Raw genomic sequence first — 24,731 nt, forward strand, 5'->3', positions numbered from 1 at the left:
CACGTTCCACGGGATCAGCATCGGCAGGGCCATCAGTACCAGGCAGACCGGCACCCAGAAGCCCTTGCGAGGCATCGACAGGGCCACGATGATGCCCAGCGGCACCTCGATCATCAGGATCAGCGCGGTGAACAGGAACTGTCGCCCCAGCGCCGCTTGGAAGCGGTCAGACCGCAGGATCTGTTCGAACCAGCCCAGCCCTTCCCAGAAGAACTGGTTGTTGCCGAAGGTTTCCTGGACCGAGTAGTTGACCACCGTCATCATGGGCACCAGTGCGTTGAACGCCACCAGCGCCAGCACCGGCAGGACAAAGAACCACGCTTTCTGATTTTCCGTTCTCATCGGGCGCGCTCCTCGGTTGCGATCCAGCCGTCACGATAGACGCGCGTCTGTTCAGGTTTGAATTGAAGACAGACTTGCGATCCGGGCTCGGGGGGCGCGTGTTCGGTCACCGCCTTCACTGGGCTGGTGCCGACCATGGCGCTGACCACATAGTGCCGCCCGATATCGGCCACCTTGGTGATATGGGCCGGGATGCCATTGGGGCCAAAGCCCACATATTCGGGCCGGATTCCCAGATCGGTGCGACCGCCGGTGCCGCTGACCGGACCTTCCAGCATCACCTCGTGCCCTTCGAACAGGGCACGGTCGCCCCGCGCCTCGCAGGGCAGCACGTTCATGCCGGGCGAGCCGATGAAATGGCCCACGAATGTGTGTTGCGGGCGCTCGAACAGCTCGACCGGAGTTCCGATCTGGACCACTTCGCCTTCCTGCATCACAACCACCTCGTCTGCGAAGGTGAGCGCTTCGGTCTGGTCGTGTGTGACATAGATCATCGTCGCCTTGACGCGCTGGTGAAGCTCTTTCAGCTTGGACCGCAGCTTCCATTTCAGATGCGGGTCGATCACGGTCAGCGGCTCGTCGAACATCACTGCGTTCACGTCGTCGCGGACCAGACCGCGGCCCATCGAGATCTTCTGCTTGTTGTCCGGGCTGAGGCCGCTGGCGCGGGTGTTCAGCATGTCGGTGACATCCAGCATCTCGGCGATCTCGTCGACGCGCCGCTTAATCGTCGCCGGATCGACGCCGCGGTTCTTGAGCGGAAAGGCCAAGTTCTCGCCGACGGTCATCGTGTCGTAGATCACCGGAAACTGGAACACTTGCGCGATGTTGCGCTGATCAGGGGGCAGGGCGGTCACGTCGCGGTCGTCGAATAGGATCTGCCCCTCGGACGGGGTCAACAGGCCCGAGATGATGTTCAGCAGCGTGGACTTGCCGCAGCCCGACGGCCCCAGCAGGGCATAGGCCCCGCCATCCCGCCAGGTCACGTCGATTTCCTTCAGCGCATAGTCCTGCGTACCTTGCGGCGACGGCATGTAGCTGTGTTTGAGGTTTGAAAGCTTGATCTGTGCCATGTCAGGCCACCCTTTTGCCGTCTTGGCCGAAATACCGGCAATGGGCCGGGTTCATGTAGAATGTGTGGTCCTCGCCCACCTGATAGGGGTGGACCCCGGCGGCCAGCGACACCCAGGCGTCTTCGCCATGCTGGAAATGCGCGCTGGAATCCGATCCGGACAGTTCGGTCACGATCACGCGGCCGGTCAACTCGACGTCATCGGCCGAGGCGCGCACGGGGGTGACGCGGTGCGGGCGCACGGCGACCTTGTATTGCCCGTCGGACAGGCTGATGCCCTCGCTCAGCCGCCATGTGCCGCCGCCGGCCAACTGAACCTGGCCACCGGTGATCGTGACGCGGGCCACGTTGATGGGCGGGTCGGAAAACACCCGCGCGGCGGCGAGGTTTTCGGGATTGCGATAGATGTCCGCCGTCGGGCCGAACTGAGTCACGCGGCCGTCTTCCATCAAGGCGGTGTAGCCGCCCAGCAGCAGCGCCTCTTCGGGTTCGGACGTGGCATAGACCACCACGGCGCCGCGCCCGGCGAACAGCTCGGGCAATTGCTCGCGCAATTCCTCGCGCAGCTTGTAGTCCAGGTTGGCTAGCGGCTCGTCCAGGAATACCGCGCGGCTGTCCTTGGCGATGGCACGGGCCAGAGCGGTGCGCTGCTGTTGGCCACCCGACAGTTCATGCGGGCGACGGTGCAGCATCGGGCGCAGTTGCAGCAGGTCGGCGGCCTCTTCCACGCGGCCTTCGATCTCGGATTGCGCCATTCCGGCCACGCGCAGCGGCGAGGCGATGTTGTCGAATACAGTCATATGCGGGTAGTTCACGAAGAACTGATGCACGAGGCTGATCTTGCGTTTCTGAGTGCTCAGCCGTGTCACGTCCTGCCCGTCCATCAGAACCTTGCCCGAGGCAATCGGATCCAGGCCGGCCATCATCTTGATCAGAGATGTCTTGCCCGACCCGGTCGCGCCCAGAAGCACGTTGAAATGGCCGGTCTGCAGCGTCAGGGACGTGGGTTTGATATGGGTAACGGTGCCGACCCGCTTGGTCGCGTCTTGTAATTCGATCATGTCCGTGGGTTCCGATCCCGCAGCGCGTGGCAACGCTGTTTGGTCTTGGTTGGCAAGGGGCGCCGGTACCGGCGCCCCCCGGGGAGTAGTGGCTTACTGGGACTGCCAGCGTGCCACCAGTTCGTCATAGTTGACGGTCTGGCCTTGCGGCTTCTCGTTTTCCAGCTTCGGCTTCGGCGCGCCCGGCTGGCTCAGCCAATATTCGGGGTCGCGCGGCTCGTTCAGGCGCGGACCACAGCCGCCGTAAACGCCAGCGCTTTCATCCGCGGCCTGCATACGGGCCATGGTGATGTCCATCTCTTCGGCCAGACGGTCCATCGCCTCTTGCGGGGTGAAGGCGCCCGAGTTCACGTCGCCGATCTGCTGCCACCAGATCTGGGCCAGCTTGGGGTAGTCGGGAACGTTGATGCCGGTCGGCGACCATGCCACGCGGTCGGGCGAGCGGTAGAACTCGACCAGGCCACCCAGCTTGGGTGCGCGTTCGGTAAATGACTCATGATTGACCGAGCTGTCGCGGATGAAAGTCAGACCCACATGGGACTTTTTCACATCGACGGTCTTGGACGTCACGAACTGAGCGTACAGCCACGCGGCCTGTGCCCGATCCGACGGGGTGGATTTCAGGAAGGTCCACGATCCCACGTCCTGATAGCCAACCTTCTGGCCTTCTTCCCAATAGGGACCATGAGGGCTGGGCGCCATCCGCCACAGCGGGTTGCCCTCGTCGTCGACGGTGTTGTTGCCTTCGGACTTGGGCTTGACCATGTCGGCGGTAAAGGCCGTGTACCAGAAGATCTGCTGAGCCACGTTGCCTTGCGACAGAGCGGGCAGCGACTGGTAGAAGTCATAGGACGCCGCACCCGGAGGCGCGTATTTGCGCAGCCATTCGTCCCATTTGCGGATCGCATAGACCGCCGCCGGGCCGTTCGCGGCACCGCCACGCGACACCGAAGCGCCGACCGGGTTGCAGGTGCCCGCTTCCATGCGGATGCCCCATTCATCGACAGGTATACCGTTGGGCTCGCCCTTGTCGCCGGCGCCAGCCATCGACAGCCAGGCATCGGTCATGCGCCAGCCAAGGTCGGGCGCGCGCTTGCCGTAATCCATGTGGCCATAGATCGCGACCCCGTCGACTTCCTTGACGTCCTCGGTGAAGAACTCGGCGATATCCTCGTAGGCCGACCAGTTGACCGGAACGCCCAAATCATAGCCATATTTTTCCTTGAATGCGGCCTTGTTGGCTTCATCATCGAACCAGTCCTTGCGGAACCAGTACAGGTTGGCGAATTGTTGGTCGGGCAGCTGGTACAGCTTGCCGTCCGGCCCGGTAGTGAACTGGATGCCCATGAAGTCGTCCAGATCCAGCGTTGGAGAGGTCGTAGCCGCCCATTCGCCTTCCATCATGTCCGAGAGGGGATAGGCCAGTTGCAGGCGCGAATGCGTCCCGATCAGGTCGCTGTCGTTGACATAGCCGTCATACAGGTTCCGACCGGTCTGCATCTGGGTTTGAACGGCCTGGACGACCTCGCCTTCACCCAGGATCTGGTGGTTGACCTTGATGCCGGTGATTTCCTCGAATGCCTTGGTCAGAACCTCGGATTCATAGGAATGGGTCGGGATGCCTTCCGACAGGACATTGATTTCCATTCCGGCAAAGGGTTCAGCAGCCTTAATGAACCACTGCATCTCCGCCATCTGCTCGTCTTTTGACAAGGCGGATGGCTGAAATTCGTCGTCGATCCAGCGTTTGGCTGCGGCTTCGTCGGCCCAAACCGGACCGTGCCCCGCAATGACGGCAGCCGCCGCCACTGCGGACAAAAGATGTTTCCGCATCTTTCTCCTCCCAAGATTTATGGTTCTCCGGTGCGACCCGGATGAAAGGCAGCATCGGCGATTTTCCGCGAGTCTGTCAAACTAAAAAATTAGTAATTGAGGCGGCACCCGGTTTCGATCTCTCAGAGATATGAGGTAAGATCTTGAATTAATAAGACATTAAATGGGTTCGACGTAGCGTCGCGGGCGATGAGGACGCGTCGGGCTGTGTTGCCCAGCCACCCGAAAGGTGTCGACGCCGAACCTCAGACCCAGCCGGACCCGGGCTGTGAACAGTTCACCAGCGACGGAACGCCATGGATTTGGTGGAAAGTAAGAGTGGCAGCCCGTAGGGGAATCGAACCCCTCTTTCCAGGTTGAAAACCTGGCGTCCTAACCGATAGACGAACGGGCCACGCAAGCCTTGCACAAGCACAAGTGGCAGCCCGTAGGGGAATCGAACCCCTCTTTCCAGGTTGAAAACCTGGCGTCCTAACCGATAGACGAACGGGCCACGCTGGCTTGTGGAGGGCCTTTTACGGATTACGTTCCGCCCCCGCAAGACGAAAAATGCAGCCATGTGAAACTTTTTTGCGCCCCGGTTCCGGCAGGCTCGAAAGGGGTCATTTCGCCTCGGCCGCGTCTTCCAGGCGCAGCTGAACGCTCTGCCGTCCGCCCCAGGTATTAATCTCGAGCCGGCCTGCGAAATGGAACCGGGCACCGCCGTGATTTGACAGCCGATCGCCCATCGGGCCATCAAAGGCGCCAAAGGCGATGGCGTCGATCCCTGCGCCCATACCGTCGGACAGGGACAACTTCAGATGGGTCTCGCCTACGCGTTTGGCAAAGCGCACCTGCAGGTCTGGCAGGGCAAAGCGTGGGGCAGAGGCACCGGCCCCGAACGGACCCGCCTGCTCAATCTGCTCGATCAATGCCACCGTGGCGGCGCCAGGCATCAGAACACCGTCAAGTTTCAGGTCGGCGGGGCCGCCTTCGCCCGCCCCCTGTTTGGCCAGCAACTCGCTCAGGCGCGCCATGGCGGGTTCCAGCTGATCGCGCATCACGGTCAGACCTGCGGCCATCTTGTGCCCGCCTCCCTTGACCAGCAGCCCTTCGGACGCCAGCCGGTGAATCGCGGCCCCCAGATCGACACCCGAAACCGAGCGGCCCGACCCTTTGCCCTCGTCGCCGTCAAAGCCGATCACGATCGCCGGGCGGTTGGCCGTCTCTTTCAGGCGCGAGGCCACGATGCCCACGACGCCCGGATGCCAACCGTCGCCCGCTGCCCAGACCAGCGGTGCGTCCAGCCCACGATCTTCGGCCTGGACCAGCGCGGCGGCGCGCACGGCGTTTTCGATGTCGCGCCGTTCGGTATTCAACGCGTCCAACCGCTTGGCCAAGGCTTCTGCTTCGACGATAGAGTCGGTGCTCAGCAAGCGCGCGCCCAGATCGGCTTGACCGATGCGCCCCCCGGCGTTGACCCGTGGCCCCAGCAGGAACCCCAGGTGATAGCTGTTGGGCGCGGTATCCATGCGCGCCACGTCGGACAGAGCCACAAGGCCGGGCCGCAGGCGCTGCGCCATGACCTTCAGCCCCTGCTGTACCAACGCGCGGTTGACCCCGACCAGAGGCGCAACATCGGCAACCGTGGCCAGAGCCACGAGATCCAGCATCGCCATCAGGTCAGGGCCCTTGGCGCCCGCCGCGCGCAGCTGCCGGCCGGCCTCAACCAGCATCAGGAACACGACGGCGGCGGCGCACAGATAGGCGAGGTCTCCGCTTTCGTCCTGGCGGTTCGGGTTCACGACGGCCACGCAGTCGGGCAGGGTCTCTCCGCCTAGGTGGTGGTCCAGGACGATCACGTCCGCCCCTTGGGCCGCCGCGATGGCATCATGGCTGAGCGTCCCGCAATCGACGCAGATGATCAGGTCATGCGTCGCGGCCAGCTGGGCCATCGCGGGTGCGTTCGGGCCATAGCCCTCGTCGATCCGGTCGGGAACGTACAGCGTGGCGTTCAGCCCCATCTGACGCAGCCACACGATCAGCAGGGCGGCTGAACTGCCGCCGTCCACGTCGTAATCGGCAAAGATCGCGATGCGCTGATTGTGCCGCACGGCTTGCAGGAAACGGGCGGCGGCGGTTTCTATGTCCTTCAGCTCGCGCGGGTCAGGCAGCAGGTCGCGCAGCTTGGGCGCCAGAAAGCTCTCGGCCTCGGCTGGGGCCACGCCGCGGCGGGCCAGCACCTGGCACAGCGGGCGGGGCAGGTCGGTCTGCTGTGCCAGCATTTCGGCGGCGCGGTCCATCTCGGGCAGTGGGCCAACCCACCTGCGGCCGGTCAGAGATTGCTCGACACCCAGAAAGCTCAACCTATCCCTCCTGACGGGCAAGGCCGAGCCCGGGCGGGCACGGCCTGTGAGTTGGTTTTGACGTTGCCGGTCGGGCAATCACCCGTTCAGGTGCGGCCAGATCGGCGTACGGTAGGTCATGCGCCGGACCGAGCCGGTTTTCGACCGCATTAGCAGCGTGGTGGTTTCCACCCAGCCCGGCTGGCGCTTGATGCGCGGCAGCAGCGACCCGCCGGTCACGCCGGTTGCGGCAAAGATCACGTCGGCCGTCACCATTTCGTCACGCGAATAGACGCGGTCCAGATCGGTGATGCCTGCCTTGGCGGCGCGGCCGCGTTCGTCATCGTTCCGGAACAGCAGCCGGCCGAAGATCTGGCCGCCCATGCATTTCAGCGCCGCGGCCGCCAGAACGCCTTCGGGGGCGCCGCCTTGGCCCATATACATGTCGATCCCGGTTTCCTCTGCCTCGGCGCAGTGCATCACACCGGCCACGTCCCCATCGGTGATAAGCCGGATCGACGCGCCAGTTTCACGCACTTCGGCGATCATCGCCTCGTGCCGGGGACGTTCCAAAATGCAGACGGTGATGTCGCTGGGCTCGCAGCCCTTGGCCTTGGCCAGGGCCTCGACCCGCTCGCGCGGGCTCATGTCAAGCGACACAACCTTTTCCGGATAGCCCGGGCCCACGGCCAGCTTGTCCATGTACACGTCGGGCGCGTGCAGCATCGACCCACGCGGCCCCATGGCGATGACGGTCAGCGCGTTGGGCATGTCCTTGGCGGTCAGGGTAGTGCCTTCCAGCGGGTCCAGCGCGATGTCCACGCCGGGGCCGTTGCCGGTGCCGACCTCTTCGCCGATATACAGCATCGGCGCCTCGTCGCGCTCGCCCTCGCCAATGACGACCACGCCGGCGATGTCCAGCAAGTTCAGCTGTTCGCGCATGGCGTTGACGGCGGCCTGATCGGCTGCCTTCTCGTCACCGCGCCCGACCAACGAGGCCGAGGCCAGGGCGGCCTGTTCGGCGACCCGGGCCAGGCCGAGGGACAACATGCGGTCATTGAAATCGATCTTGGCAGCGCTCATGCGTGGGTATCCTTTGGCAATCTTGGACGTTGTTGACTGGCATAGCCTGCCCGTGGCGCAGGCCGCAAGGGTTCAGACCTGCTCAATGCGCAGCGCGACCGGTTCACCGGAAACCACGTCAGTCTTGCGCAGTTCCTCCAGCGCGATGTCCAGGGTGGCGCGGGTGGTCTTGTGGGTGACGATCAAAACCGGGGCGGTGTCCTCGGCATGGGCGTATTGGCGCATCCGGTCGATCGAGACGCCGGCATTGCCCAGAATGGCTGCCACCTTTGCCAGCGCACCGGGTTTGTCCAGCAGAGCCAGTCGCAGGTAATACGGGGCGGGCAGGCCGGTGATGGCGGGTTTGGCATCGACCAGAGTGGTGGCCGGACGCCCGAAGGTCGCGATGCGCAGCCCGCGCGCCAGGTCGCAGACATCGCCCATGACTGCGCTGGCCGTGGGGCCTTCGCCCGCGCCGGGGCCGCGCAGAACGACCTGTTCCACCGCGTCGCCCTCGATCACCACCATGTTGGTGCCGCCTTCCAACTGTCCCAGCGGCGAGTCGCTGGGCACCAGGCAAGGCTGCATCCGCTGTTCCAGCCCGCGCGGTGTGCGTTGCGCCACGCCCAGCAGCTTGATGCGGTAGCCCATGTCGTCTGCCTGATGGATGTCGTCCAGGCTGATGTGTTGAATCCCCTCGATCTCGATCCCGTCGAAATTGGGTTTCGTGCCGAAGGCGATCGACGCCAGCAGCGCCAGCTTGTGCGCCGCGTCGATGCCGCCCACGTCCAGGTTCGGATCGGCCTCGAGGTAGCCCAGCTGCGCGCATTCCTCAAACAGGGCGTTGTAGCCCAGACCCTGCGACTGCATGCGGGTCAGAATATAGTTGCAGGTGCCGTTCATTACGCCCATCACGCGGGTGATCTCGTTCCCGGCCAGACCTTCTGTCAGCGATTTGATGACCGGGATGCCGCCCGCGACGGCCGCCTCGAACCGGATCACGCGGCCGGCAGCCTCGGCCATTTCCGCCAGCGCCTGACCGTGGATCGCCAGAAGCGCCTTGTTTGCCGTCACAACATCCTTGCCGGTGGTCAGGGCCGCCTCGACCGAGGCCTTGGCCGGCCCGTTCTCACCGCCCATCAGCTCGACGAACACGTCGATGTCGTCACGCCGGGCCAAGGCGACCGGGTCGGTCTCCCAAGCGTAGCCCGACAGGTTGACGCCGCGGTCCTTGGTGGAATCACGCGCTGAAACGGCCACGATCTCGATGGGTCGGCCGGTGCGGGACTGCAGCAGATCGGCGTGGCGCCGGATGATCTTGACCACGCCCACGCCCACGGTTCCCAAGCCAGCAATTCCAAGCCGCAGCGCCTGTGTCATTCCGTGGGTTCCTTTCTGCTCGGGTTTCGGCTGTTCGGGGCATTCCGCCCGTTCTTCGCTGCCTTAGCGGGTTCGGACCGGCGGTGCAATCGGTCAGCGTCCCAGCAACCGTCTGCACCGGTCGATGGCCGGTCTTCCTTTAGTCGATTGGGGTGTTCTGCAACCTGTTGGCGCGCTTGCGCAGGGACTTCTTGCGCTCGGTCAGATCCTTTCTCAGATCAGCGGCCTCGCTGGCCACGTCAACCGGTGGCCCCAAGGCCTCGTCCAGCGGGATCAGTTTGGGGTAGGGGGCATCCACGACGGTTGCTGCCTCGCGGCCTCGGAGCTCGGGGAAGTCCGTGCATCCGGCGGACAGTGCCACAAGAAAAAGGACAGGCAGCGGCTTCATCGCGGATCCCGTAGAGTTGCGTACCCTGTCGTGATGCACCTTCCGACGCCCGGGATCAAGCGGGGTTCTATTTGAACGTTTGTTCATATAAACTGCCGATCATGGCACGCACACAAGGTTCTCACTCGGATATCACAGGCCCGCGCATACGCAAAGCGGCGTTGCATCTGTTTGCGCGATATGGATATGCCGCTGTTTCCATGCGGCAAATCGCGGCCGAGGTCGGCGTACAGGCCGGTGCGCTGTACAATTATACGCCCGACAAGCAAAGCCTTCTGTACCGGTTGATGCGCGACCACATGGAGGAGTTGCTGGCCGCCCAGAAGGGTTTGCCGCCGCAGGATTGCGCGCTTGATGCGCTGCGTCAGTTCGTCGGGTTCCACATCCGGTTCCACATGCAGCGGCCCGAAGAGGTTTTCATCGCCTACATGGAGCTGCGCAACCTCACCCCCGAGAACTTTGCCGAGATCGAAGCCCTGCGGCGCGATTACGAGGACGCGCTGCAGGGAATCCTGGTCGCCGGACAGGCCGAGGGGGTGTTCGCGCTTCAGGATGCCAAGATTGCCACGCTTGCGGTGATTGCGATGCTGAACGGCGTCATGACCTGGTATCGGGCCGGCGGGCGCCTGTCGCTGGATCAGGTCGAACAGATCTATTGGGACATGGTGCGCAAGGCCGTGTCCGCCTGACCCGTCTCTCCGCCTGGGCCGTCAATGGGCAGGTCGGATGAAGGTGCCGTTGCGCAACTCGCGAAAGGCCTGTTCAAGCTCGGCGCGGGTGTTCATGACGATCGGTCCGTGCCAGGCCACGGGCTCGTTGATCGGAGCCCCTGAAATCAGTAGGAACCGTACCCCGTCCGGTCCCGCCTGGACGGTTACTTCGTCACCCGTTCCAAAGCGCACAAGGGTTCGGTTTCCGGACATGTCCCGGATGTTCACTTCCTGCCCGGCGACTTCTTTCTCCAACAGGACCCCTCTGGGCTTGGAGGCGTCCGCAAAGGCGGCCTGTCCTTCGAACACATAGGCAAAGGCGCGGCGGTAGGTGTCGATCTTGAAGGTCTTTCGAACACCGGCGGGAACCGAGATATCCAGGTATTGCGGGTCGGCCGCGATTCCGTCCACCGGGCCGGTCCTTCCCCAGAACGTGCCGACGATGACCCGAACCCGGGTGCCGTCGTCATCTACGATTTCGGGAATGTCCTTGCCTTGCACGTCCTGATACCGGGGCGCAGTCATTTTCTGGGCCGAGGGCAGGTTGCCCCACAACTGAAACCCATGCATCTGCCCTGACGCGTTCCCCTTGGGCATCTCTTGATGTAGGATTCCCGATCCGGCGGTCATCCATTGCACGTCGCCAGCGCCGAGGGTCCCGGTGTTGCCCAGCGAATCCTTGTGTTCGACCGTACCGGACAGCACATAGGTGATCGTCTCGATTCCGCGATGGGGGTGCCAGGGAAACCCAGCCAGATAGTCCCGAGGGACCTCGTTCCGGAAATCATCGAACAGAAGGAACGGATCCAGCTCGGACGGGTCCTGAAAACCAAATGCGCGGTGCAGCTTAACGCCGGCGCCTTCAAGAGTCGGAACGGCTTTGCGGGTTTCGAGGGTGGGTCTAAGGGACATAGGGCCTCCTGCGGTTGTGATTGTGAATATGGGCGGCGACGCGCTGCGGTCAATTCAACGAAAACTCACCGCGCCTGTGCGTGTTTCAACAAATCCGTCAATGGTCTGTTGTTGTCGCGGAATTTCGGCTACGGGGTACGAAACGAATGGAGGTTTGAATGCAGGACGAGATTCTGGCGACGGTGCAGGCCTCGGCGGCACGTCGGTGGATGGGGGTGGCGATGCTGCTGTCGGTTGGGGTGCTGGTGATCTATGTCGCCCTGGCCAGGCCGCCTGAGCCGCTGTGGCAGGTTTTTCTGTTCGCCGTCGGCGGCACGGCCCTGTGGTTGGCGCGTCGAGTCTGGCACGCGACCGCCGACCGGCTCGAGTTGACGCGCACGCAGCTGCGCACGGGCAGCGGCATCAGGATTCTGGACGTGGCGGATATCGAAGGCGTGGACCGCGGTGTGTTTGCGTTCAAACCGTCAAACGGTTTTCTGGTCACGACCAAAAGCAGGGCCGAGCGCGCCTGGGCGCCCGGCCTGTGGTGGCGCATCGGGCGACGGGTTGGTGTCGGCGGCATGACGGCCGCCGCCGAGACCAAGTTCATGTCTGAGATGCTGTCCGCGTTGTTGGCGGGCGAATCCGACGGCTAAACTGCGCCCGCAACTTCGTTGGTGAATCGAGGTCGCGTAAACACGAAGTTATCAAATGTAATTCCTGTTCCGATGCCCCATCCTGGAGTGCGAAACGGTACATAGTCGTTGGATGTTTCCACGAGGATCAACGTGTCCTGATCAGGCATTGGCGGAAGGCTGTTTTCTATTTCCTTGATGTTGGCGTTGGTCCATTCAAAATCGTACCCACGCACCGTGGACCAACGTACTTCGTGACGCTTTTCTTCCTCATCATAGACGATCAGAGAAATGCGCATCCTCATTTCCGATCGATTGTTTACCATCGCTTCCATAAGTTCATGAAGCGTGTCGACATATGTCTCTGTGATCGTTCGGGTTTCTCGCGAGATTAGGTCGCCAATCGTGTATGCGGCTTTCAAATTCGATGCGCTCTGGCGAAATCCCTCAAACACGACATAGGTCGCGGTTACCGCCCAAAACAGAAGCGGAAAGATCATTATCGCTTCGACGGTCAGAATTCCACTTTCGTCTCGCTTGAACTGGCTGATACGGGTTCCTATGCGCCTTAGACTAGTCCACATTTTACGAAGGCTCCTGTACAAACGCAGTCGTCGCGGTCAAGGCGTATTGCCCGGTTTCATCCACCAACGCTCGTCCCATTGCCGACGTGGGGAATACCGGATCAATTTTCGCGCAGACCCGCAATATCATCAGTTCGTTCTCGAGGCCGTTTTCAAAGTTGCGAACGGGGTTTACTTGCTCCGAGTTGTCGGTGCAGTCTGGCGTTTCTGGAAGAGCCAAAACCTCAAATGGGTCTTGTTTGATCATCTCCAGACGAAGGTTTTCCGAGCAGTTCTTGATAAACTGGGCACGCTCACAAACGACGTCCTTGATATCGTCATGTTGCAGGTTGTTGCCGGTTCCAAGACGAATGTCCCTAACTGTTATGTCGACGGCCCTTTCCAGCATGCCCTGCTGCGTCGTCAGCAAGGCGAGTTCTACACCCGACAACACGAAGAACATGAAGGCAGGGAAGATGAAGATGAACTCGATTGTTGCGTTGCCATCTTCCGAGCGTCGGAACCGACGCATTCTGGACTCGAGCAACTTAATCATTGGGTCAACCGAAGTTTTCTGATCGAGGATGCAATCGACGCGAAGGCTTTTTCCAGGTCCAGCCCTTCGACGTCATACACATGGCTGTCCGAACTCGCGCAGTTTTTGATCGTTCTGTATCCGGAGCGGGGCGCTTCGAAAGCGATGCCATAAACGATGATGCCCTGATCCTTGGCCGCATCGCAAATGTGCTTGGTGTGCTGGTTCTTGGCGGATGTTTCCACCTTGGAATATGCCATGGAATACCATTCGGCCCAGCCGCTGGACTGCCAATAGTAGTTGTACTTGGCATTCCAGGCCAGCGAGACGCGGTTGAACAGTTCCGGATAGCTCAACCGAACAGCCGTCCCGACCTCTTCATTGGCTGGCGTTTCGGGGTCGGGGCTGCCAAATGGATGATCAGCCCACATGTCTTGCTGTGGCCAGAAGTAATTGGGTTTGCCCTGAGAATGGTAAATCGTGTATTCTTCTGCTTCTTCGTTGTACCACACGTCCGACATTCCTTCGCGCAGCGATGGGTTCAACATGTACTGATCCGTGTTCTGACCATCGGTCATAACGATCGCAATCTTTAGAACGTCGCCGCCGTAATCCGTCGGGCGGTTGGCAAACTTGGCTGGCACCAGACCTTCTGCGGAAAGATCGGCCACGATACCACGCATACTGGGGTCCAAGAGGGCGGTGCCCCATTTCATGCCCACATCGATTGATGTGTTCCCCTGAGCGGTCAAGGCCTTGATCTGGTTCTCCAATGCGACCAGATTATCGGTCACCGGGGTGATCGCGCTGCCGGCACGAACCGGGCACACCGGCATCCGGATGGTGCCCTCGGAATAAGTGAATGGATCGAAATGAGCGGTCCGTTCGAGCGTGTCATCCCGATGCAGGTCTGAATCGCTGTATTGCTCGGGAATAAAGTTCACGCAGTGAGAGTAGCTATGCTCTTGCGTTACATTTGTGAACTTGCTCAGGATCGGCTCTCCAGCGTTGACTTGGGTGGCATAAGGAATAATCGAAATCGATATGCCGTCCGAACCACCGTCTTCCCTGTCCAGCATAAGTCGAACGAAATCGACAGCAGCGTCCTGCAAAACCTGCAGTTTCGTTTTTCCGGCAGTGGCCGAAGCATTGCCCATTGATCCAGAAATATCCAGCACCAGCGAAATTTCGACGGCACCGATCGATTCCTCAGCGGCGCTTGCTGCAGGAGCCGTCATGGTTTTGATACCGGAGAGGCGCATGAAGTTCGTTTCCACCACTGCTTCTGCCGTTGCCGACACTTTGCGGGTTCCGAATGACTCCTGAACCTCTACTGTTTTCAGTTGCTCCAGCAGACCGGCTTTTTCGAGATAGGCTTCGACCACCTTTTGGGGAGGTTCTTTCTGGTCCAGATCGGCGGCAGCAAGTACCGCCCGGTCAAGAGTCGACTGCAAGTTGGCTCTGTCGCGCTCGTAATTCATCAAGTCCGCGCCGATCCCGGCTGCGGCAAGAAGTGCCAGAAACAGGAAAACGACCAAAATAGTGAAGGTGCCGTCTTCGTTCGCGGCAAATTGACGGACGCGACAAAAAACACTGTTGGCACGGACCTTTTTGAAATAGTTATTCGGCGTTGCCATTTTGGATACCTCGCGGAGCAGAGAGCGGACGCGTAAAAATTTCGTGTACAAAATTACCCACAGAACGTGGCGAGAATTGGGCGGATTTGCCCCTAGAGCGCTCTTTTTGAATGAGAATCGTCCGCATTCCGGGTGATGGCGGGGCTTTGTTTCCGGTAAGTTGACAATTTGACCAAATGGTTAACCTGCGGCGACTCAGGTCTGCGCGCGCAAACCTGCCGTTCACAAGTTGATGAAAAAAAGTGCAGATCGTGATTGCAGCCACCTGCCAAGGGTGCGACAAAACGCCATTGCTTCGTCGTCTACCGTCATGGAGGATTTTATGACGACCATCAAGGAACCCAGCTTTCGGGAAAGCGTGGATCTGATGTTCAACAGGGCGGCCGCCCTGATGGATCTTCCGCCGGGGCTGGAGGAGAAGATCCGGGTGTGCAACGCCACCTACACCGTCCGTTTCGGGGTTCGGTTGCGAGGGCAGATCCATACCTTCACCGGATATCGCTCGGTTCATTCCGAACACATGGAGCCGGTAAAGGGTGGTATCCGCTATGCCATGGCCGTGAACCAGGACGAGGTCGAGGCGCTTGCCGCGCTGATGACCTACAAGTGTGCCCTGGTCGAAGCGCCTTTCGGCGGGTCCAAGGGCGGCTTGCGCATCGACCCGCGCAAATATGAAGAGCATGAACTGGAGCAGATCACCCGCCGTTTCGCCTATGAACTGGCCAAGCGCGACCTGATCAATCCCTCGCAGAACGTTCCGGCCCCCGACATGGGCACCGGCGAGCGCGAGATGGCCTGGATCGCCGACCAATACGCGCGGATGAACACCACCGATATCAACGCGAGGGCCTGCGTGACCGGCAAGCCGCTGAATGCGGGCGGCATCTCGGGCCGGGTCGAGGCGACGGGGCGTGGCATCCAATATGCGCTGCGCGAATTCTTCCGCCATCCTGAGGACGTCAAGAAGGCGCGCCTGTCGGGGTCGCTGGAGGGCAAGCGCGTCATCGTTCAGGGGTTGGGCAACGTAGGCTATCACGCGGCCAAATTCCTCAGCGAAGAGGACGGATCGTTGATCGTGGGCATCATCGAGCGCGACGGTGCTCTGTATGACCCCGAGGGGATCGACGTCGAGGCGGTGCATCAATGGATCGTCAAACATGGGGGCGTGAAGGGCTACCCGGATGCGACGCATACCGCCGAAGGCACTGCTGTGCTGGAAGAGGAGTGCGACATCCTGATCCCGGCGGCGCTGGAAGGGGTGATCAACCTGTCGAATGCCGAGCGCATCAAGGCGCCGCTGATCATCGAGGCAGCGAATGGTCCGGTGACCGCCGGGGCCGACGAAGTTCTGCGCAAGAAGGGCACCGTGATCATTCCCGACATGTATGCCAACGCGGGCGGTGTGACGGTCTCGTATTTCGAATGGGTCAAGAACCTGAGTCACATTCGTTTCGGCCGGATGCAGCGCCGTCAGGAAGAGGCGCGACACGAGCTGATCGTGAAGGAGCTGGAACGGCTGGACCGCTATCTTGGCGATGCATGGTCGATGTCTCCGGACTTCAAGGCCAAATACCTCAAAGGCGCGGATGAGCTCGAGTTGGTGCGTTCGGGCCTGGATGACACGATGCGCATCGCCTACCAAGCGATGCGTGAAGTATGGCACGATCGCAATGACGTCGAGGACCTGCGCACCGCGGCCTACATCGTGTCCATCGACCGCGTGGCCAAAAGCTATCGCGCCAAAGGCCTTTGACGTCTCGGAAACTGGGCAATCGGGCTTTGACAAAAAGTCCGGTTGCCGCGCATCCTGCGCTGGAGTTCATGCAGTGAAGCCACCGAGGATCTCATGCAAATGACCCGTTCTGTAGCTTGGGCCGCGGCGATTGGGTCCGCGACCTTGGCGCTTGCGACTGCTGCCATTGCCCAACCCCGACAAGGCTGGACGCCGACTGTGGAAGGGTTGGTTGTCTATCAGGGCAGCGCCGATCTTGAGGGCGGCGGTGATTTCAGCGCATCGCGCGCGTTCCTGCGGGCAGGCGGCATTTACGGCTATGGTGACGGGTCCTTTGTGGGGTTGCTGGCTAGTTTCGGTCAGTTTGCCTACGATTTCGGGTTGCCCGGAAACCAGCCGTGGGACGACATCCGCGACATTCGCCTGAGCGTTCCATTGCGCTTCACTTTGGACAACGGGGCTGCGGTGATCGTCTCGCCCCAGTTGAGATGGGATTACGAGACCGGCGCCAGTGCCTCGGACGGCTTCACCTATGGTGCCTTCGCCGGCATTTCATGGGCGGTGAACCCCAATCTGCGCATCGGCCCGGCATTTGGCGTGTTCTCCGAGGTTGGAACCAATGACCTCGAAGTCTTTCCTGCGCTTCTAGTCGACTGGACCTTTGCCGAGCGCTGGCGTCTGAGCACCGGGCGCGCGCTGGGGGCCACTCAAGGCCCCGGCGTCACGCTGGAATACAAGGCTTCGGAAAGTGTCAGCGTGGGGCTTGCCGTTCGGTCTGAGCGGGTCCGCTTTCAGCTGAACGAAAGCGGGTTGGCACCGGGCGGCGTGGGCGAGGACAGCAGCATTCCGGTCGTTTTGTCGGTTGAATACGCGCCAAACCCCGGAGTTTCGCTGTCGGCATTTGCGGGTGCCGAGTTTGACGGCGAGTTGCGCCTGGACAATGCAGCGGGGCAAGAGGTCAGCCGGCAGGGCTATGATACCGCTCCGATCGTCGGTGTTGCCTTCCGTCTGCGGTTCTGAGGGCGAATTCGTTTGCGACCGGTTTGGTCGCGCGTTGACAAGTTCTTGTCGAAAACGGATGCGGAGCCCCGAGCCCGGATTGCTACTCCTTTTGGAAGTTGGTTTGATGCCAGCAAACCCGCAGGGAGATCTGAATGCGCTTTTCCGGCTTACGCGTCCTGAAGGAAGGACTGACCGGCAACAAAGGTTGGACGGCGCATTGGCGTGATCCCGAGCCCAAAGCCGAATACGACATCGTCATCATCGGCGGCGGGGGGCACGGTCTCAGCACCGCGTATTATCTGGCGAAAGAGCACGGGCTGACAAATGTCGCCGTGCTGGAAAAGGGCTATATCGGCGGCGGCAATGTGGGGCGCAACACGACGATCGTTCGCGCCAACTATTTTCTGCAAGGAAATTCCGAGTTCTATTCGCATTCCCTCAAGTTGTGGGAGGGGTTGGAAGAGGACCTGAACTACAACGTGATGCATTCACAGCGGGGCATCATCAACCTGTTCCATTCGGACGGGCAGCGGGACGCGGCCGCGCGGCGGGGCAACATGATGATCAGCCAGGGCGACGATGCCATCCTGCTGGACCGCGATGCACTGCGCGAGATGCTGCCGTATCTGAACTATGACGATCTGCGCTTTCCCATCTATGGCGGTCTATACCATCCGCGCGGCGGCACGGCCCGGCATGATGCCGTGGCCTGGGGTTATGCCCGCGGGGCGGACCAGCGCGGGGTGGATCTGATCCAGAATTGTGAGGTCACGGGCATCGACATCGAAAACGGCGCCGTGCGCGGGGTGCAGACGACGCGCGGGGCGATCCGGGCCAAGAAGGTGGGGATCGTGGTTGCGGGCCGGTCCAGCCAGGTCGCGGCGATGGCCGGGATGCGTTTGCCGATCGAAAGCCATGTGCTTCAGGCCTTTGTGACCGAGGGGCTAAAGCCCTGCATCGACCACGTCGTGACTTTCGGGATGGGGCATTTCTACATCAGCCAATCCGACAAGGGCGGGCTGGTGTTCGGCGGCGACCTGGATTTCTATGCCTCCTACGCGGCGCGGGGCAATCTGCCCACGGTCGAAAGCGTGATGGAGGCCGGCGTGGCGCTGATGCCGATGATCGGCAAGGCCCGGGTGCTGCGGTCCTGGGGCGGGATCATGGACATGTCGCCGGACGGGTCGCCGATCATCGACCGCACCCCTATCGACGGGCTGTATCTGAACTGCGGCTGGAACTACGGCGGGTTCAAGGCGGTTCCGGGCTCGGGCAACGTGTTTGCCCACCTCATGGCCACCGACCGGTACCACGAGAACGCGACAGGGTTCCGGCTGGATCGTTTCCGCACCGGGCGCGGGATCATCGATGAAGAGGGCAAGGGCTCTCAGCACAATCTGCATTAGGGGCGGGCCGGGATGTTTCGTTCGAATACTTGTGAAAGCCAGGAGGCGCGGCCATGAGGATCACCTGTCCGTATTGCGGCGAGCGCGACCGCCGCGAGTTCTACTATCGCGGGGCCGCCGTCGACCTGGACCGGCCCGCCCCGGATGCCGGGCCTGACGCCTGGGACGATTTCGTCTATCTGCGCGACAACCCGGCGGGCGAGACGCGGGATCTGTGGTATCACGAGGGCGGCTGCGGCGCATGGATCGTCGTGACCCGAAACACGCTGACCCACGAAATATCGGCGACCGAGCCTGCGTCCGGGGGCAAACGATGAGGGTCGCTGGAAGGGGGCTGATCGACCGCGGCACACCGGTTGAGTTTTCCTTTGACGGAATCCGGTATCAGGGCTTTGAGGGCGACACACTGGCCTCGGCGCTGCTGGCCAATGGCGTGCGCCTGATGGGGCGGTCGTTCAAGTATCATCGCCCGCGCGGCGTTCTGACTGCTGGCAGCGAAGAGCCGAACGCGCTGGTCACCATCGGCCGAGGTCCCGCGCAGGACCCGAATGTGCGGGCCACGATGCAAGAGATCTATCCGAGCCTCGAGGCGCGCAGCCAGAACCGCTGGCCCAGTCTGAGCTTCGACGTGATGGCGGTGAACGATCTGGCCGCGCCCTTTCTGGGGGCGGGCTTCTACTACAAGACTTTTATGTGGCCCCGCAGCTTTTGGGAGAAGCTGTACGAACCGATGATCCGCCGCGCCGCGGGGTTGGGCGCGCTGTCCGGGCAGGCCAATGCCGACACGTATGAAAGTGCCTATGCCTTCTGCGATCTGCTAGTGATCGGGGCTGGCCCCGCGGGTTTGATGGCCGCCTTGACGGCCGGCCGAGCCGGGGCGGATGTCATTCTGGCCGACGAAAGCAACCAGATGGGCGGGCGTCTGCTGGCCGAGACGCTCGAGGTGGATGGCAAGCCGGGTCACGTTTGGGTAGACGAGGTTCTGGCCGAGCTGCGGGCGATGGAGAATGTGCGGCTGATGACCCGCACGACGATTGCCGGGGCCTACGACCAGGGCACCTTTGCCGCGCTCGAACGGGTCTTGCACCATACGGGCGACCGTCCCGCCGGTGCGCCGCTGGAAACATATTGGAGGATCGCCGCCCGCCGCTCGGTTCTGGCGGCCGGGGCGCTGGAACGCCCGGTGGCGTTTCGAAACAATGACCGGCCCGGCATCATGACCGCCGGGGCCGTGCGGGCCTATCTGAACCGCTGGGGCGTCGCGGCCGGCCGGAGTGTCACGATCTTCGGCAACACCGATGACATCCACCGAACGGCCCGCGACCTGTTGGCGGCTGGGGTCCACGTTGCCGCCGTGATCGACAGCCGCCATGACGGGCCGGTGACATCCGATTATCCGGTGCTGCGCGGGGCGCAGGTCTGTGGCAGTTCAGGGCGCAAGGGGCTGGAGTCGATCACCGTGCGCCGCGCCAGCGGAGAAGAGCGCATTCAGACCGATTGTCTGGCGATGACCGGCGGATGGAACCCCTCGGTCCACCTGACCTGCCACATGAACGGTCGACCGACCTGGCGGCGTGACATTGCCGCCTTCGTGCCCACGCCGGGCGCCGTGCCCGGGATGCGCACGGCCGGGGCCTGCAACGGCGCGTTTTCCACCGCTGCCTGTCTGCGCGAGGGCATTTCGGCTGCGACCGAGGCGCTGGGTGATCTGGGCCTCAAGGCGCCCAAGCCCGAGCCGCCGCAGGCCGAGGACCAGCCCTATGAAATCGCGCAGCTGTGGGCGGTACCGGGCAAGGGGCGCGCGTGGCTGGATTTCCAGAACGACGTGACCGTCAAGGATGTCAAACAGGCCGCGACCGAGAATTTCCGCTCGGTCGAGCACATGAAGCGCTATACCACGCAGGGCATGGCCACCGATCAGGGCAAGAACTCGAATGTCGCGGCGCTGGCCGTGCTGGCGGATGCCACCGGGCGCGGGATTGCCGAAACCGGAACCACCACCTTTCGCCCGCCTTACACGCCGATTGCCATCGCTGCGCTGGGCGCGGGGTCCGAGGGGGCGGGTTTCAAACCGCAGCGGTTCACCACCTCGCACAAGGCGTCGGTGGCGCGCGGGGCACCGATGGTCGAGGCCGGGCTATGGTACAGGCCTAGTTATTTCCCGCAGCCGGGCGAGACCACGTGGCGCCAGTCCTGCGACCGCGAGGTGCAGATGGTGCGCACGGCGGTCGGCGTGTGCGATGTGTCGACCCTGGGCAAGATCGACATTCAGGGGCGCGACGCCGCGCAGTTTCTGGATTTCGTCTATACCAACACGTTTTCGACGCTGAAGGTCGGGCGCGTGCGCTATGGGCTGATGCTGCGTGAGGATGGGTTCGTCATGGATGACGGCACCACCGCGCGGTTGGGTGATAGTCATTTCCTGATGACCACCACGACCGCCGCCGCCGGTGACGTGATGAAACATCTGGAATTCGTGCGTCAGGGTCTGCGGCCCGATTGGGACGTGTCGCTGGTTTCAGTGACGGAACAATGGGCGCAATTCGCCGTGGCCGGCCCCAAATCGCGCGAGGTGCTGAACGGCGTGCTGGACACCCCACTGGATGATGCTGAATGGCCGTTCATGGCCTGCGGTCCGGTTTCGGTTCTGGGGGTGCCGGGGCGTCTGTTCAGGATCTCGTTCTCGGGCGAACACGCCTATGAGATTGCCGTGCCTGCGCGGTATGGAGCCAGCCTGTTCGACATTCTGACCCAACGGGCCGAGGCGCTGGGTGGCGGCCTGTATGGGATGGAGGCGCTTAACGTCCTGCGGATCGAGAAGGGGTTCATCACCCATGCCGAAGTCCACGGGCGAACAACGGCCTATGACATCGGGATGGGCCGGATGGTGTCGCGGAAAAAGGACTGCATCGGCAAGACTATGTCCGAACGCCCAGGGCTTGAGGCGCCGGGGCGCGAGCGGTTGGTCGGGCTCAAACCCATCGGGGAGAGCCGCCAGTTGCTGGCAGGTGCGCATCTGTACAACGAAGAGGACGCGCCGGTACGCACCAACGATCAGGGCTATGTGACCTCGGTCTGCTATTCGCCAACGCTGGGCAGCATGCTGGGGCTGGCGTTTCTGGCCGATGGCCCCGACCGTCATGGCGAGATCGTCAAGATGGTCGATCACCTGCGCGGCGTGACCACGCTGTGTGAGGTGACGGACCCGGTGTTCTTTGATCCAGAGGGAGAGCGTGTGCGTGGATAAGCTGATTGCTCAGACCCCGTGTGACGGGCTGCTGCCGCTGACCATTGGAACGGTCTTGGTCACCGAGGTCGACCCGAGCGCGATACATGCGGTTTCGGCCTTTCAAGGGCAGACCAAAGCACTGTCCGACGCGATGAAGGCGGCGCATGGCATGGCCCTGCCGGCCCCGAACCGCGCCACTGGGAAAGAAGGCGCGCGGGCCATCTGGTTCGGCCCGGGTCAGGCCATGCTGATCGGCCCCGCACCGGACCCTTCGCTGTCCGCCCACGCCGCGGTCGTCGACCAGTCCGATGCCTGGGCCGTGGTGCGGCTTGAGGGCGACGGTGCCGAGGATGTTTTGGCCCGTTTGGTGCCCGTCGATCTGCGCCCGCAGCACTTCAAACGCGGGCATACGGCGCGGACGCTGCTGTTTCACATGAACGCCTCGATTACCCGGATCGGTGAGAAAGCCTTTCAGATCATGGTGTTCCAGTCGATGGCCGCATCATTGGTGCATGATCTGAAAAGGGCCATGGTAGGCGTCGCCGCGCGCCGCTAGACTGAACACAGGTAACGATTCCAAGAGGACCCAATGCTGCGCATCGCACTTGCCGCCGCCCTGCTGGCCACGCCGCTGGCTGCCGCTGAAACCAAGGAACAAAGCTGCAAATACCAGGCCGAGGTCGTGACCGCGATCCAGAAGGCGCGGCTGGATCGCGTGAAGGAACGGGACGTCCCGCAGGCGGTGGCCGAGGCCGGCCCAACATGGCCCGAGAATTACAACGCCGCGATCCCGTTGATCACCCCGTGGGTTTATGAGCAGAAGATGCGCGATATCCGCAAAAAAGACCTCGGCGCCGCCTGGATGGAGCTGTGCCTGCAGCAATAATCCACAGGGCCGCCAATTGGCTGTGGACAAAGGCCTGCCGCGCCCTTGGCGGGCGGTCCCGTTTCTGCCATGTATGACACATGTCATTGCCCCCTGGATTTCTGGATGAGCTGCGCACCCGTCTGAGCCTGTCTCAGGTCGTTGGGCGCAAGGTCATGTGGGACAATCGCAAGTCCAATCCGGGCAAGGGCGACATGTGGGCGCCATGCCCGTTCCATCACGAAAAGACGGCCTCGTTCCATGTGGATGACCAGAAAGGGTTCTATTACTGCTTCGGGTGTCACGCCAAGGGCGACGCGATCAGCTTCGTGAAAGACACCGAGAATGTCTCGTTCATGGAAGCTGTCGAAATCCTGGCTCGCGAGGCCGGATTGCCGATGCCCGCGCGCGACCCCAAAGCGCAGGAAAAGCAGGACCATCGGGCGCAGTTGGCCGATGTCATGGAGCAGGCGGTGCAGTTCTTCCGCCTGCAACTCAAGACCGGGGCAGGGGCCGAGGCGCGCGCCTATCTAGACCGCCGCGGTTTGGACACTCAGGCGTTGGACCGCTGGGAAATTGGGTTTGCGCCCGACGGCTGGCAGGCGTTGTGGGACCACCTGCGCGGCAAAAACGTGGCCGAGGACCTGATCTTGGGCGCCGGTCTGGCTAAACCGTCGACCAAGGGCAAAAAGCCCTATGACACGTTCCGCAACCGCATCATGTTCCCGATCCGCGACCCGCGCGGCCGTTGCATCGCGTTCGGTGGGCGGGCGATGGATCCCAATGATAACGCCAAATATCTGAATTCGCCCGAAACCGCGCTGTTCGACAAGGGGCGAAGCCTCTACAACCACGGACCGGCCCGTCAGGCTGCGGGCAAGGGGCAACCGCTGATCGTGGCTGAGGGCTATATGGATGTGATCGCCCTGTCCGAGGCAGGTTTCGGCGCCGCCGTCGCGCCGCTGGGCACCGCGATAACAGAACATCAGTTGCACATGCTGTGGCGCATCGCCGACGAGCCGATCATCGCGCTGGATGGCGACACGGCCGGTCTGCGCGCGGCGATGCGGGCCATCGACCTGGCGTTGCCATTGTTGGTGGCCGGCAAGTCTCTGCGGTTCGCCCTGATGCCCGAGGGCAAGGACCCCGACGATCTGCTGCGCGCCGAAGGCCCGGCAGCGGTTCAGGCGGTGCTGGACGCGGCCATACCGATGGTCAGGCTTCTGTGGCGGCGCGAAACCGAGGGCAAGGTGTTCGATAGCCCCGAGCGCAAGGCGGCCCTGGACAAGGCGCTGCGCGAAAAGATCCAGCTGATCCGCGACCCATCGATCCGCGCCCATTACGGGCAGGAGATCAAGGACCTGCGCTGGCAGCTTTTCCGCCCGCAGCGGCAGTCCGGCCCCCGCACTTGGCAGCCGCGCGGGAAATGGCAGCCCGAGCGGCGAGCGCCGACGCCAAGCGCGCGATCGTCGTTTCTGGCGTCCACGGAAAACGCTGAAATCCGCCTGCGTGAAGCGGCGATCCTGGCGATTGCGATCCTGAACCCTCAGGTCGTGATCCAGTTCGAGACCCAGCTGGAGGAGATGGAGTGCCTCGACCCCGAACTGGCCGCTCTGCGCGATGCCGTTCTGCGCCACGCGATCGACGACCCGGACAACCTAAAGGACCACATTGTCGAAACTTTGGGGGCCGGCCCTCTTGAAAACCTGCTGGGCCTTCGCCATGTCGCAGTGATCCCCTGTGTGCACAAACCGGGCGACGTCGAAAAGGCACAGATGACACTGGCCGAGGAACTCGCAAAAATCAAAGCGCTCCGGGGGCTGGATGCCGAGATTGCCGAGGCCGAGGAGGAACTGTCTGACGTAACGGACGAGGCATTGACGTTCCGGTTGGCGCAAGCCGCCGAAGAGCGAAACCGCGCAAGTCGCAGCCAGAACGAGGACAGGGCCGTATTCGACATTGCTGAGAACGGGGCGCGAATCAATCGCGATGAGAAGGACGCGTTTCAGGCGATCATGTCGGGCATCAAGTTCGAGCGGAAACGCCGCTGAGGTGGTGTTTTCA

Annotated in this window: 22 protein-coding genes and 2 tRNA genes; 10 read left to right on the forward strand and 14 right to left on the reverse strand. The window is 62.3% G+C overall.

The window, feature by feature from the left end:
- The 10 genes from AC2FM3_RS04915 to AC2FM3_RS04960 form a co-directional block, all read right to left on the reverse strand.
- Window positions 1-342: ABC transporter permease family protein (locus tag AC2FM3_RS04915; protein ID WP_496679532.1), on the reverse strand; the 342-nt coding region annotated here is incomplete at its 3' end.
- Window positions 339-1,415, reverse strand: coding sequence for an ABC transporter ATP-binding protein (locus AC2FM3_RS04920; RefSeq protein ID WP_496679535.1), 1,077 nt, complete (start codon window positions 1,413-1,415; stop codon window positions 339-341). The genes AC2FM3_RS04920 and AC2FM3_RS04915, both read right to left, overlap by 4 nt.
- A gap of 1 nt (window position 1,416) precedes the next feature.
- The gene (locus AC2FM3_RS04925) at window positions 1,417-2,475 is read right to left on the reverse strand and encodes an ABC transporter ATP-binding protein (protein WP_496679538.1); all 1,059 of its coding nucleotides are present in this window, start codon (window positions 2,473-2,475) and stop codon (window positions 1,417-1,419) included.
- Window positions 2,476-2,568: 93 nt separating this feature from the next.
- Window positions 2,569-4,308 carry an ABC transporter substrate-binding protein gene (locus AC2FM3_RS04930; protein WP_496679539.1) on the reverse strand — a complete coding sequence of 580 codons (1,740 nt, stop codon included), beginning with the start codon at window positions 4,306-4,308 and terminating at the stop codon, window positions 2,569-2,571.
- Window positions 4,309-4,627: 319 nt separating this feature from the next.
- A tRNA-Glu gene (locus AC2FM3_RS04935) sits at window positions 4,628-4,702 on the reverse strand.
- A 24-nt stretch (window positions 4,703-4,726) separates the two neighbouring features.
- Window positions 4,727-4,801, reverse strand: a tRNA-Glu gene (locus AC2FM3_RS04940).
- A 109-nt stretch (window positions 4,802-4,910) separates the two neighbouring features.
- Window positions 4,911-6,653, reverse strand: coding sequence for a single-stranded-DNA-specific exonuclease RecJ (gene recJ, locus AC2FM3_RS04945; RefSeq protein WP_496679541.1), 1,743 nt, complete (start codon window positions 6,651-6,653; stop codon window positions 4,911-4,913).
- 78 nt (window positions 6,654-6,731) lie between these two features.
- Window positions 6,732-7,715 (reverse strand): class II fructose-bisphosphatase, encoded by a 984-nt coding sequence (glpX, locus tag AC2FM3_RS04950; RefSeq protein WP_496679544.1) that lies wholly within the window; start codon window positions 7,713-7,715, stop codon window positions 6,732-6,734.
- 72 nt (window positions 7,716-7,787) lie between these two features.
- Window positions 7,788-9,074 (reverse strand): homoserine dehydrogenase, encoded by a 1,287-nt coding sequence (locus tag AC2FM3_RS04955; protein WP_496679546.1) that lies wholly within the window; start codon window positions 9,072-9,074, stop codon window positions 7,788-7,790.
- 139 nt (window positions 9,075-9,213) lie between these two features.
- Window positions 9,214-9,462: a hypothetical protein gene (locus tag AC2FM3_RS04960; RefSeq protein WP_496679548.1), complete on the reverse strand. Its 249-nt coding sequence runs from the start codon at window positions 9,460-9,462 to the stop codon at window positions 9,214-9,216.
- Between the two features lie 101 nt (window positions 9,463-9,563).
- Between AC2FM3_RS04960 and AC2FM3_RS04965 the strand changes: the two genes are divergently transcribed.
- Window positions 9,564-10,151: a TetR-type transcription factor C-terminal domain-containing protein gene (locus AC2FM3_RS04965; protein ID WP_490360811.1), complete on the forward strand. Its 588-nt coding sequence runs from the start codon at window positions 9,564-9,566 to the stop codon at window positions 10,149-10,151.
- 21 nt (window positions 10,152-10,172) lie between these two features.
- Here the strand turns inward: AC2FM3_RS04965 and AC2FM3_RS04970 are convergent, their stop codons facing one another.
- Window positions 10,173-11,084: a pirin family protein gene (locus AC2FM3_RS04970; protein ID WP_496679551.1), complete on the reverse strand. Its 912-nt coding sequence runs from the start codon at window positions 11,082-11,084 to the stop codon at window positions 10,173-10,175.
- A 158-nt stretch (window positions 11,085-11,242) separates the two neighbouring features.
- On the opposite strand from AC2FM3_RS04970, the gene AC2FM3_RS04975 reads away from it, so the two are divergent.
- On the forward strand, window positions 11,243-11,719 hold the full coding sequence (locus AC2FM3_RS04975) for a hypothetical protein (protein ID WP_496679553.1): 477 nt from the start codon (window positions 11,243-11,245) through the stop codon (window positions 11,717-11,719).
- Here AC2FM3_RS04975 and AC2FM3_RS04980 read toward each other — a convergent pair.
- The 3 genes from AC2FM3_RS04980 to AC2FM3_RS04990 all read right to left on the reverse strand — a co-directional run bounded on the left by AC2FM3_RS04980 (window position 11,716) and on the right by AC2FM3_RS04990 (window position 14,433).
- Complete coding sequence (locus AC2FM3_RS04980; protein WP_496679554.1) at window positions 11,716-12,198, reverse strand: hypothetical protein; 483 nt, start codon at window positions 12,196-12,198, stop codon at window positions 11,716-11,718. The two genes, AC2FM3_RS04975 and AC2FM3_RS04980, sit on opposite strands and share 4 nt — an antisense overlap.
- An 85-nt stretch (window positions 12,199-12,283) precedes the next feature.
- Complete coding sequence (locus AC2FM3_RS04985) at window positions 12,284-12,817, reverse strand: TadE/TadG family type IV pilus assembly protein (protein ID WP_496679557.1); 534 nt, start codon at window positions 12,815-12,817, stop codon at window positions 12,284-12,286.
- Complete coding sequence (locus AC2FM3_RS04990) at window positions 12,814-14,433, reverse strand: pilus assembly protein TadG-related protein (RefSeq protein ID WP_496679560.1); 1,620 nt, start codon at window positions 14,431-14,433, stop codon at window positions 12,814-12,816. The genes AC2FM3_RS04985 and AC2FM3_RS04990 overlap by 4 nt, the downstream gene beginning before the upstream one ends.
- Window positions 14,434-14,755: 322 nt before the next feature.
- Here AC2FM3_RS04990 and AC2FM3_RS04995 point away from each other — a divergent pair, with 322 nt between their 5' ends.
- From AC2FM3_RS04995 to dnaG, 8 genes are all read left to right on the forward strand, one after another.
- Window positions 14,756-16,186 (forward strand): Glu/Leu/Phe/Val family dehydrogenase, encoded by a 1,431-nt coding sequence (locus AC2FM3_RS04995; protein WP_496679563.1) that lies wholly within the window; start codon window positions 14,756-14,758, stop codon window positions 16,184-16,186.
- Between the two features lie 99 nt (window positions 16,187-16,285).
- Window positions 16,286-17,185: a hypothetical protein gene (locus AC2FM3_RS05000; RefSeq protein WP_496679564.1), complete on the forward strand. Its 900-nt coding sequence runs from the start codon at window positions 16,286-16,288 to the stop codon at window positions 17,183-17,185.
- A 134-nt stretch (window positions 17,186-17,319) separates the two neighbouring features.
- Window positions 17,320-18,573: a sarcosine oxidase subunit beta family protein gene (locus tag AC2FM3_RS05005; protein WP_496679566.1), complete on the forward strand. Its 1,254-nt coding sequence runs from the start codon at window positions 17,320-17,322 to the stop codon at window positions 18,571-18,573.
- A gap of 53 nt (window positions 18,574-18,626) precedes the next feature.
- Window positions 18,627-18,890 carry a sarcosine oxidase subunit delta gene (locus AC2FM3_RS05010; protein ID WP_149776784.1) on the forward strand — a complete coding sequence of 88 codons (264 nt, stop codon included), beginning with the start codon at window positions 18,627-18,629 and terminating at the stop codon, window positions 18,888-18,890.
- Entirely contained in the window at window positions 18,887-21,820 is a 2,934-nt protein-coding gene (locus AC2FM3_RS05015; protein ID WP_496679569.1) for a sarcosine oxidase subunit alpha family protein, read from the forward strand. The genes AC2FM3_RS05010 and AC2FM3_RS05015 overlap by 4 nt, the downstream gene beginning before the upstream one ends.
- Window positions 21,813-22,358: a sarcosine oxidase subunit gamma gene (locus AC2FM3_RS05020; RefSeq protein WP_496679570.1), complete on the forward strand. Its 546-nt coding sequence runs from the start codon at window positions 21,813-21,815 to the stop codon at window positions 22,356-22,358. The genes AC2FM3_RS05015 and AC2FM3_RS05020 overlap by 8 nt, the downstream gene beginning before the upstream one ends.
- Before the next feature lie 33 nt (window positions 22,359-22,391).
- Window positions 22,392-22,688 carry a hypothetical protein gene (locus tag AC2FM3_RS05025; protein WP_496679573.1) on the forward strand — a complete coding sequence of 99 codons (297 nt, stop codon included), beginning with the start codon at window positions 22,392-22,394 and terminating at the stop codon, window positions 22,686-22,688.
- Between the two features lie 80 nt (window positions 22,689-22,768).
- Window positions 22,769-24,718, forward strand: coding sequence for a DNA primase (dnaG, locus tag AC2FM3_RS05030; protein ID WP_496679574.1), 1,950 nt, complete (start codon window positions 22,769-22,771; stop codon window positions 24,716-24,718).
- Window positions 24,719-24,731 lie beyond the last annotated feature (13 nt).

Source organism: Ruegeria sp. BHSB172, from assembly GCF_059613165.1.

Bases quoted from the DNA above. Each gene is read 5' to 3' on its own strand.
- AC2FM3_RS04920 (WP_496679535.1), bottom strand. From the start codon at position 1,415: ATGGCACAGATCAAGCTTTCAAACCTCAAACACAGCTACATGCCGTCG.
- AC2FM3_RS04925 (WP_496679538.1), bottom strand. From the start codon at position 2,475: ATGATCGAATTACAAGACGCGACCAAGCGGGTCGGCACCGTTACCCAT.
- AC2FM3_RS04930 (WP_496679539.1), bottom strand. From the start codon at position 4,308: ATGCGGAAACATCTTTTGTCCGCAGTGGCGGCGGCTGCCGTCATTGCG.
- glpX (WP_496679544.1), bottom strand. From the start codon at position 7,715: ATGAGCGCTGCCAAGATCGATTTCAATGACCGCATGTTGTCCCTCGGC.
- AC2FM3_RS04955 (WP_496679546.1), bottom strand. From the start codon at position 9,074: ATGACACAGGCGCTGCGGCTTGGAATTGCTGGCTTGGGAACCGTGGGC.
- AC2FM3_RS04960 (WP_496679548.1), bottom strand. From the start codon at position 9,462: ATGAAGCCGCTGCCTGTCCTTTTTCTTGTGGCACTGTCCGCCGGATGC.
- AC2FM3_RS04965 (WP_490360811.1), top strand. From the start codon at position 9,564: ATGGCACGCACACAAGGTTCTCACTCGGATATCACAGGCCCGCGCATA.
- AC2FM3_RS04970 (WP_496679551.1), bottom strand. From the start codon at position 11,084: ATGTCCCTTAGACCCACCCTCGAAACCCGCAAAGCCGTTCCGACTCTT.
- AC2FM3_RS04975 (WP_496679553.1), top strand. From the start codon at position 11,243: ATGCAGGACGAGATTCTGGCGACGGTGCAGGCCTCGGCGGCACGTCGG.
- AC2FM3_RS04980 (WP_496679554.1), bottom strand. From the start codon at position 12,198: ATGATCTTTCCGCTTCTGTTTTGGGCGGTAACCGCGACCTATGTCGTG.
- AC2FM3_RS04985 (WP_496679557.1), bottom strand. From the start codon at position 12,817: ATGATTAAGTTGCTCGAGTCCAGAATGCGTCGGTTCCGACGCTCGGAA.
- AC2FM3_RS04990 (WP_496679560.1), bottom strand. From the start codon at position 14,433: ATGGCAACGCCGAATAACTATTTCAAAAAGGTCCGTGCCAACAGTGTT.
- AC2FM3_RS04995 (WP_496679563.1), top strand. From the start codon at position 14,756: ATGACGACCATCAAGGAACCCAGCTTTCGGGAAAGCGTGGATCTGATG.
- AC2FM3_RS05000 (WP_496679564.1), top strand. From the start codon at position 16,286: ATGACCCGTTCTGTAGCTTGGGCCGCGGCGATTGGGTCCGCGACCTTG.
- AC2FM3_RS05005 (WP_496679566.1), top strand. From the start codon at position 17,320: ATGCGCTTTTCCGGCTTACGCGTCCTGAAGGAAGGACTGACCGGCAAC.
- AC2FM3_RS05010 (WP_149776784.1), top strand. From the start codon at position 18,627: ATGAGGATCACCTGTCCGTATTGCGGCGAGCGCGACCGCCGCGAGTTC.
- AC2FM3_RS05015 (WP_496679569.1), top strand. From the start codon at position 18,887: ATGAGGGTCGCTGGAAGGGGGCTGATCGACCGCGGCACACCGGTTGAG.
- AC2FM3_RS05025 (WP_496679573.1), top strand. From the start codon at position 22,392: ATGCTGCGCATCGCACTTGCCGCCGCCCTGCTGGCCACGCCGCTGGCT.
- dnaG (WP_496679574.1), top strand. From the start codon at position 22,769: ATGTCATTGCCCCCTGGATTTCTGGATGAGCTGCGCACCCGTCTGAGC.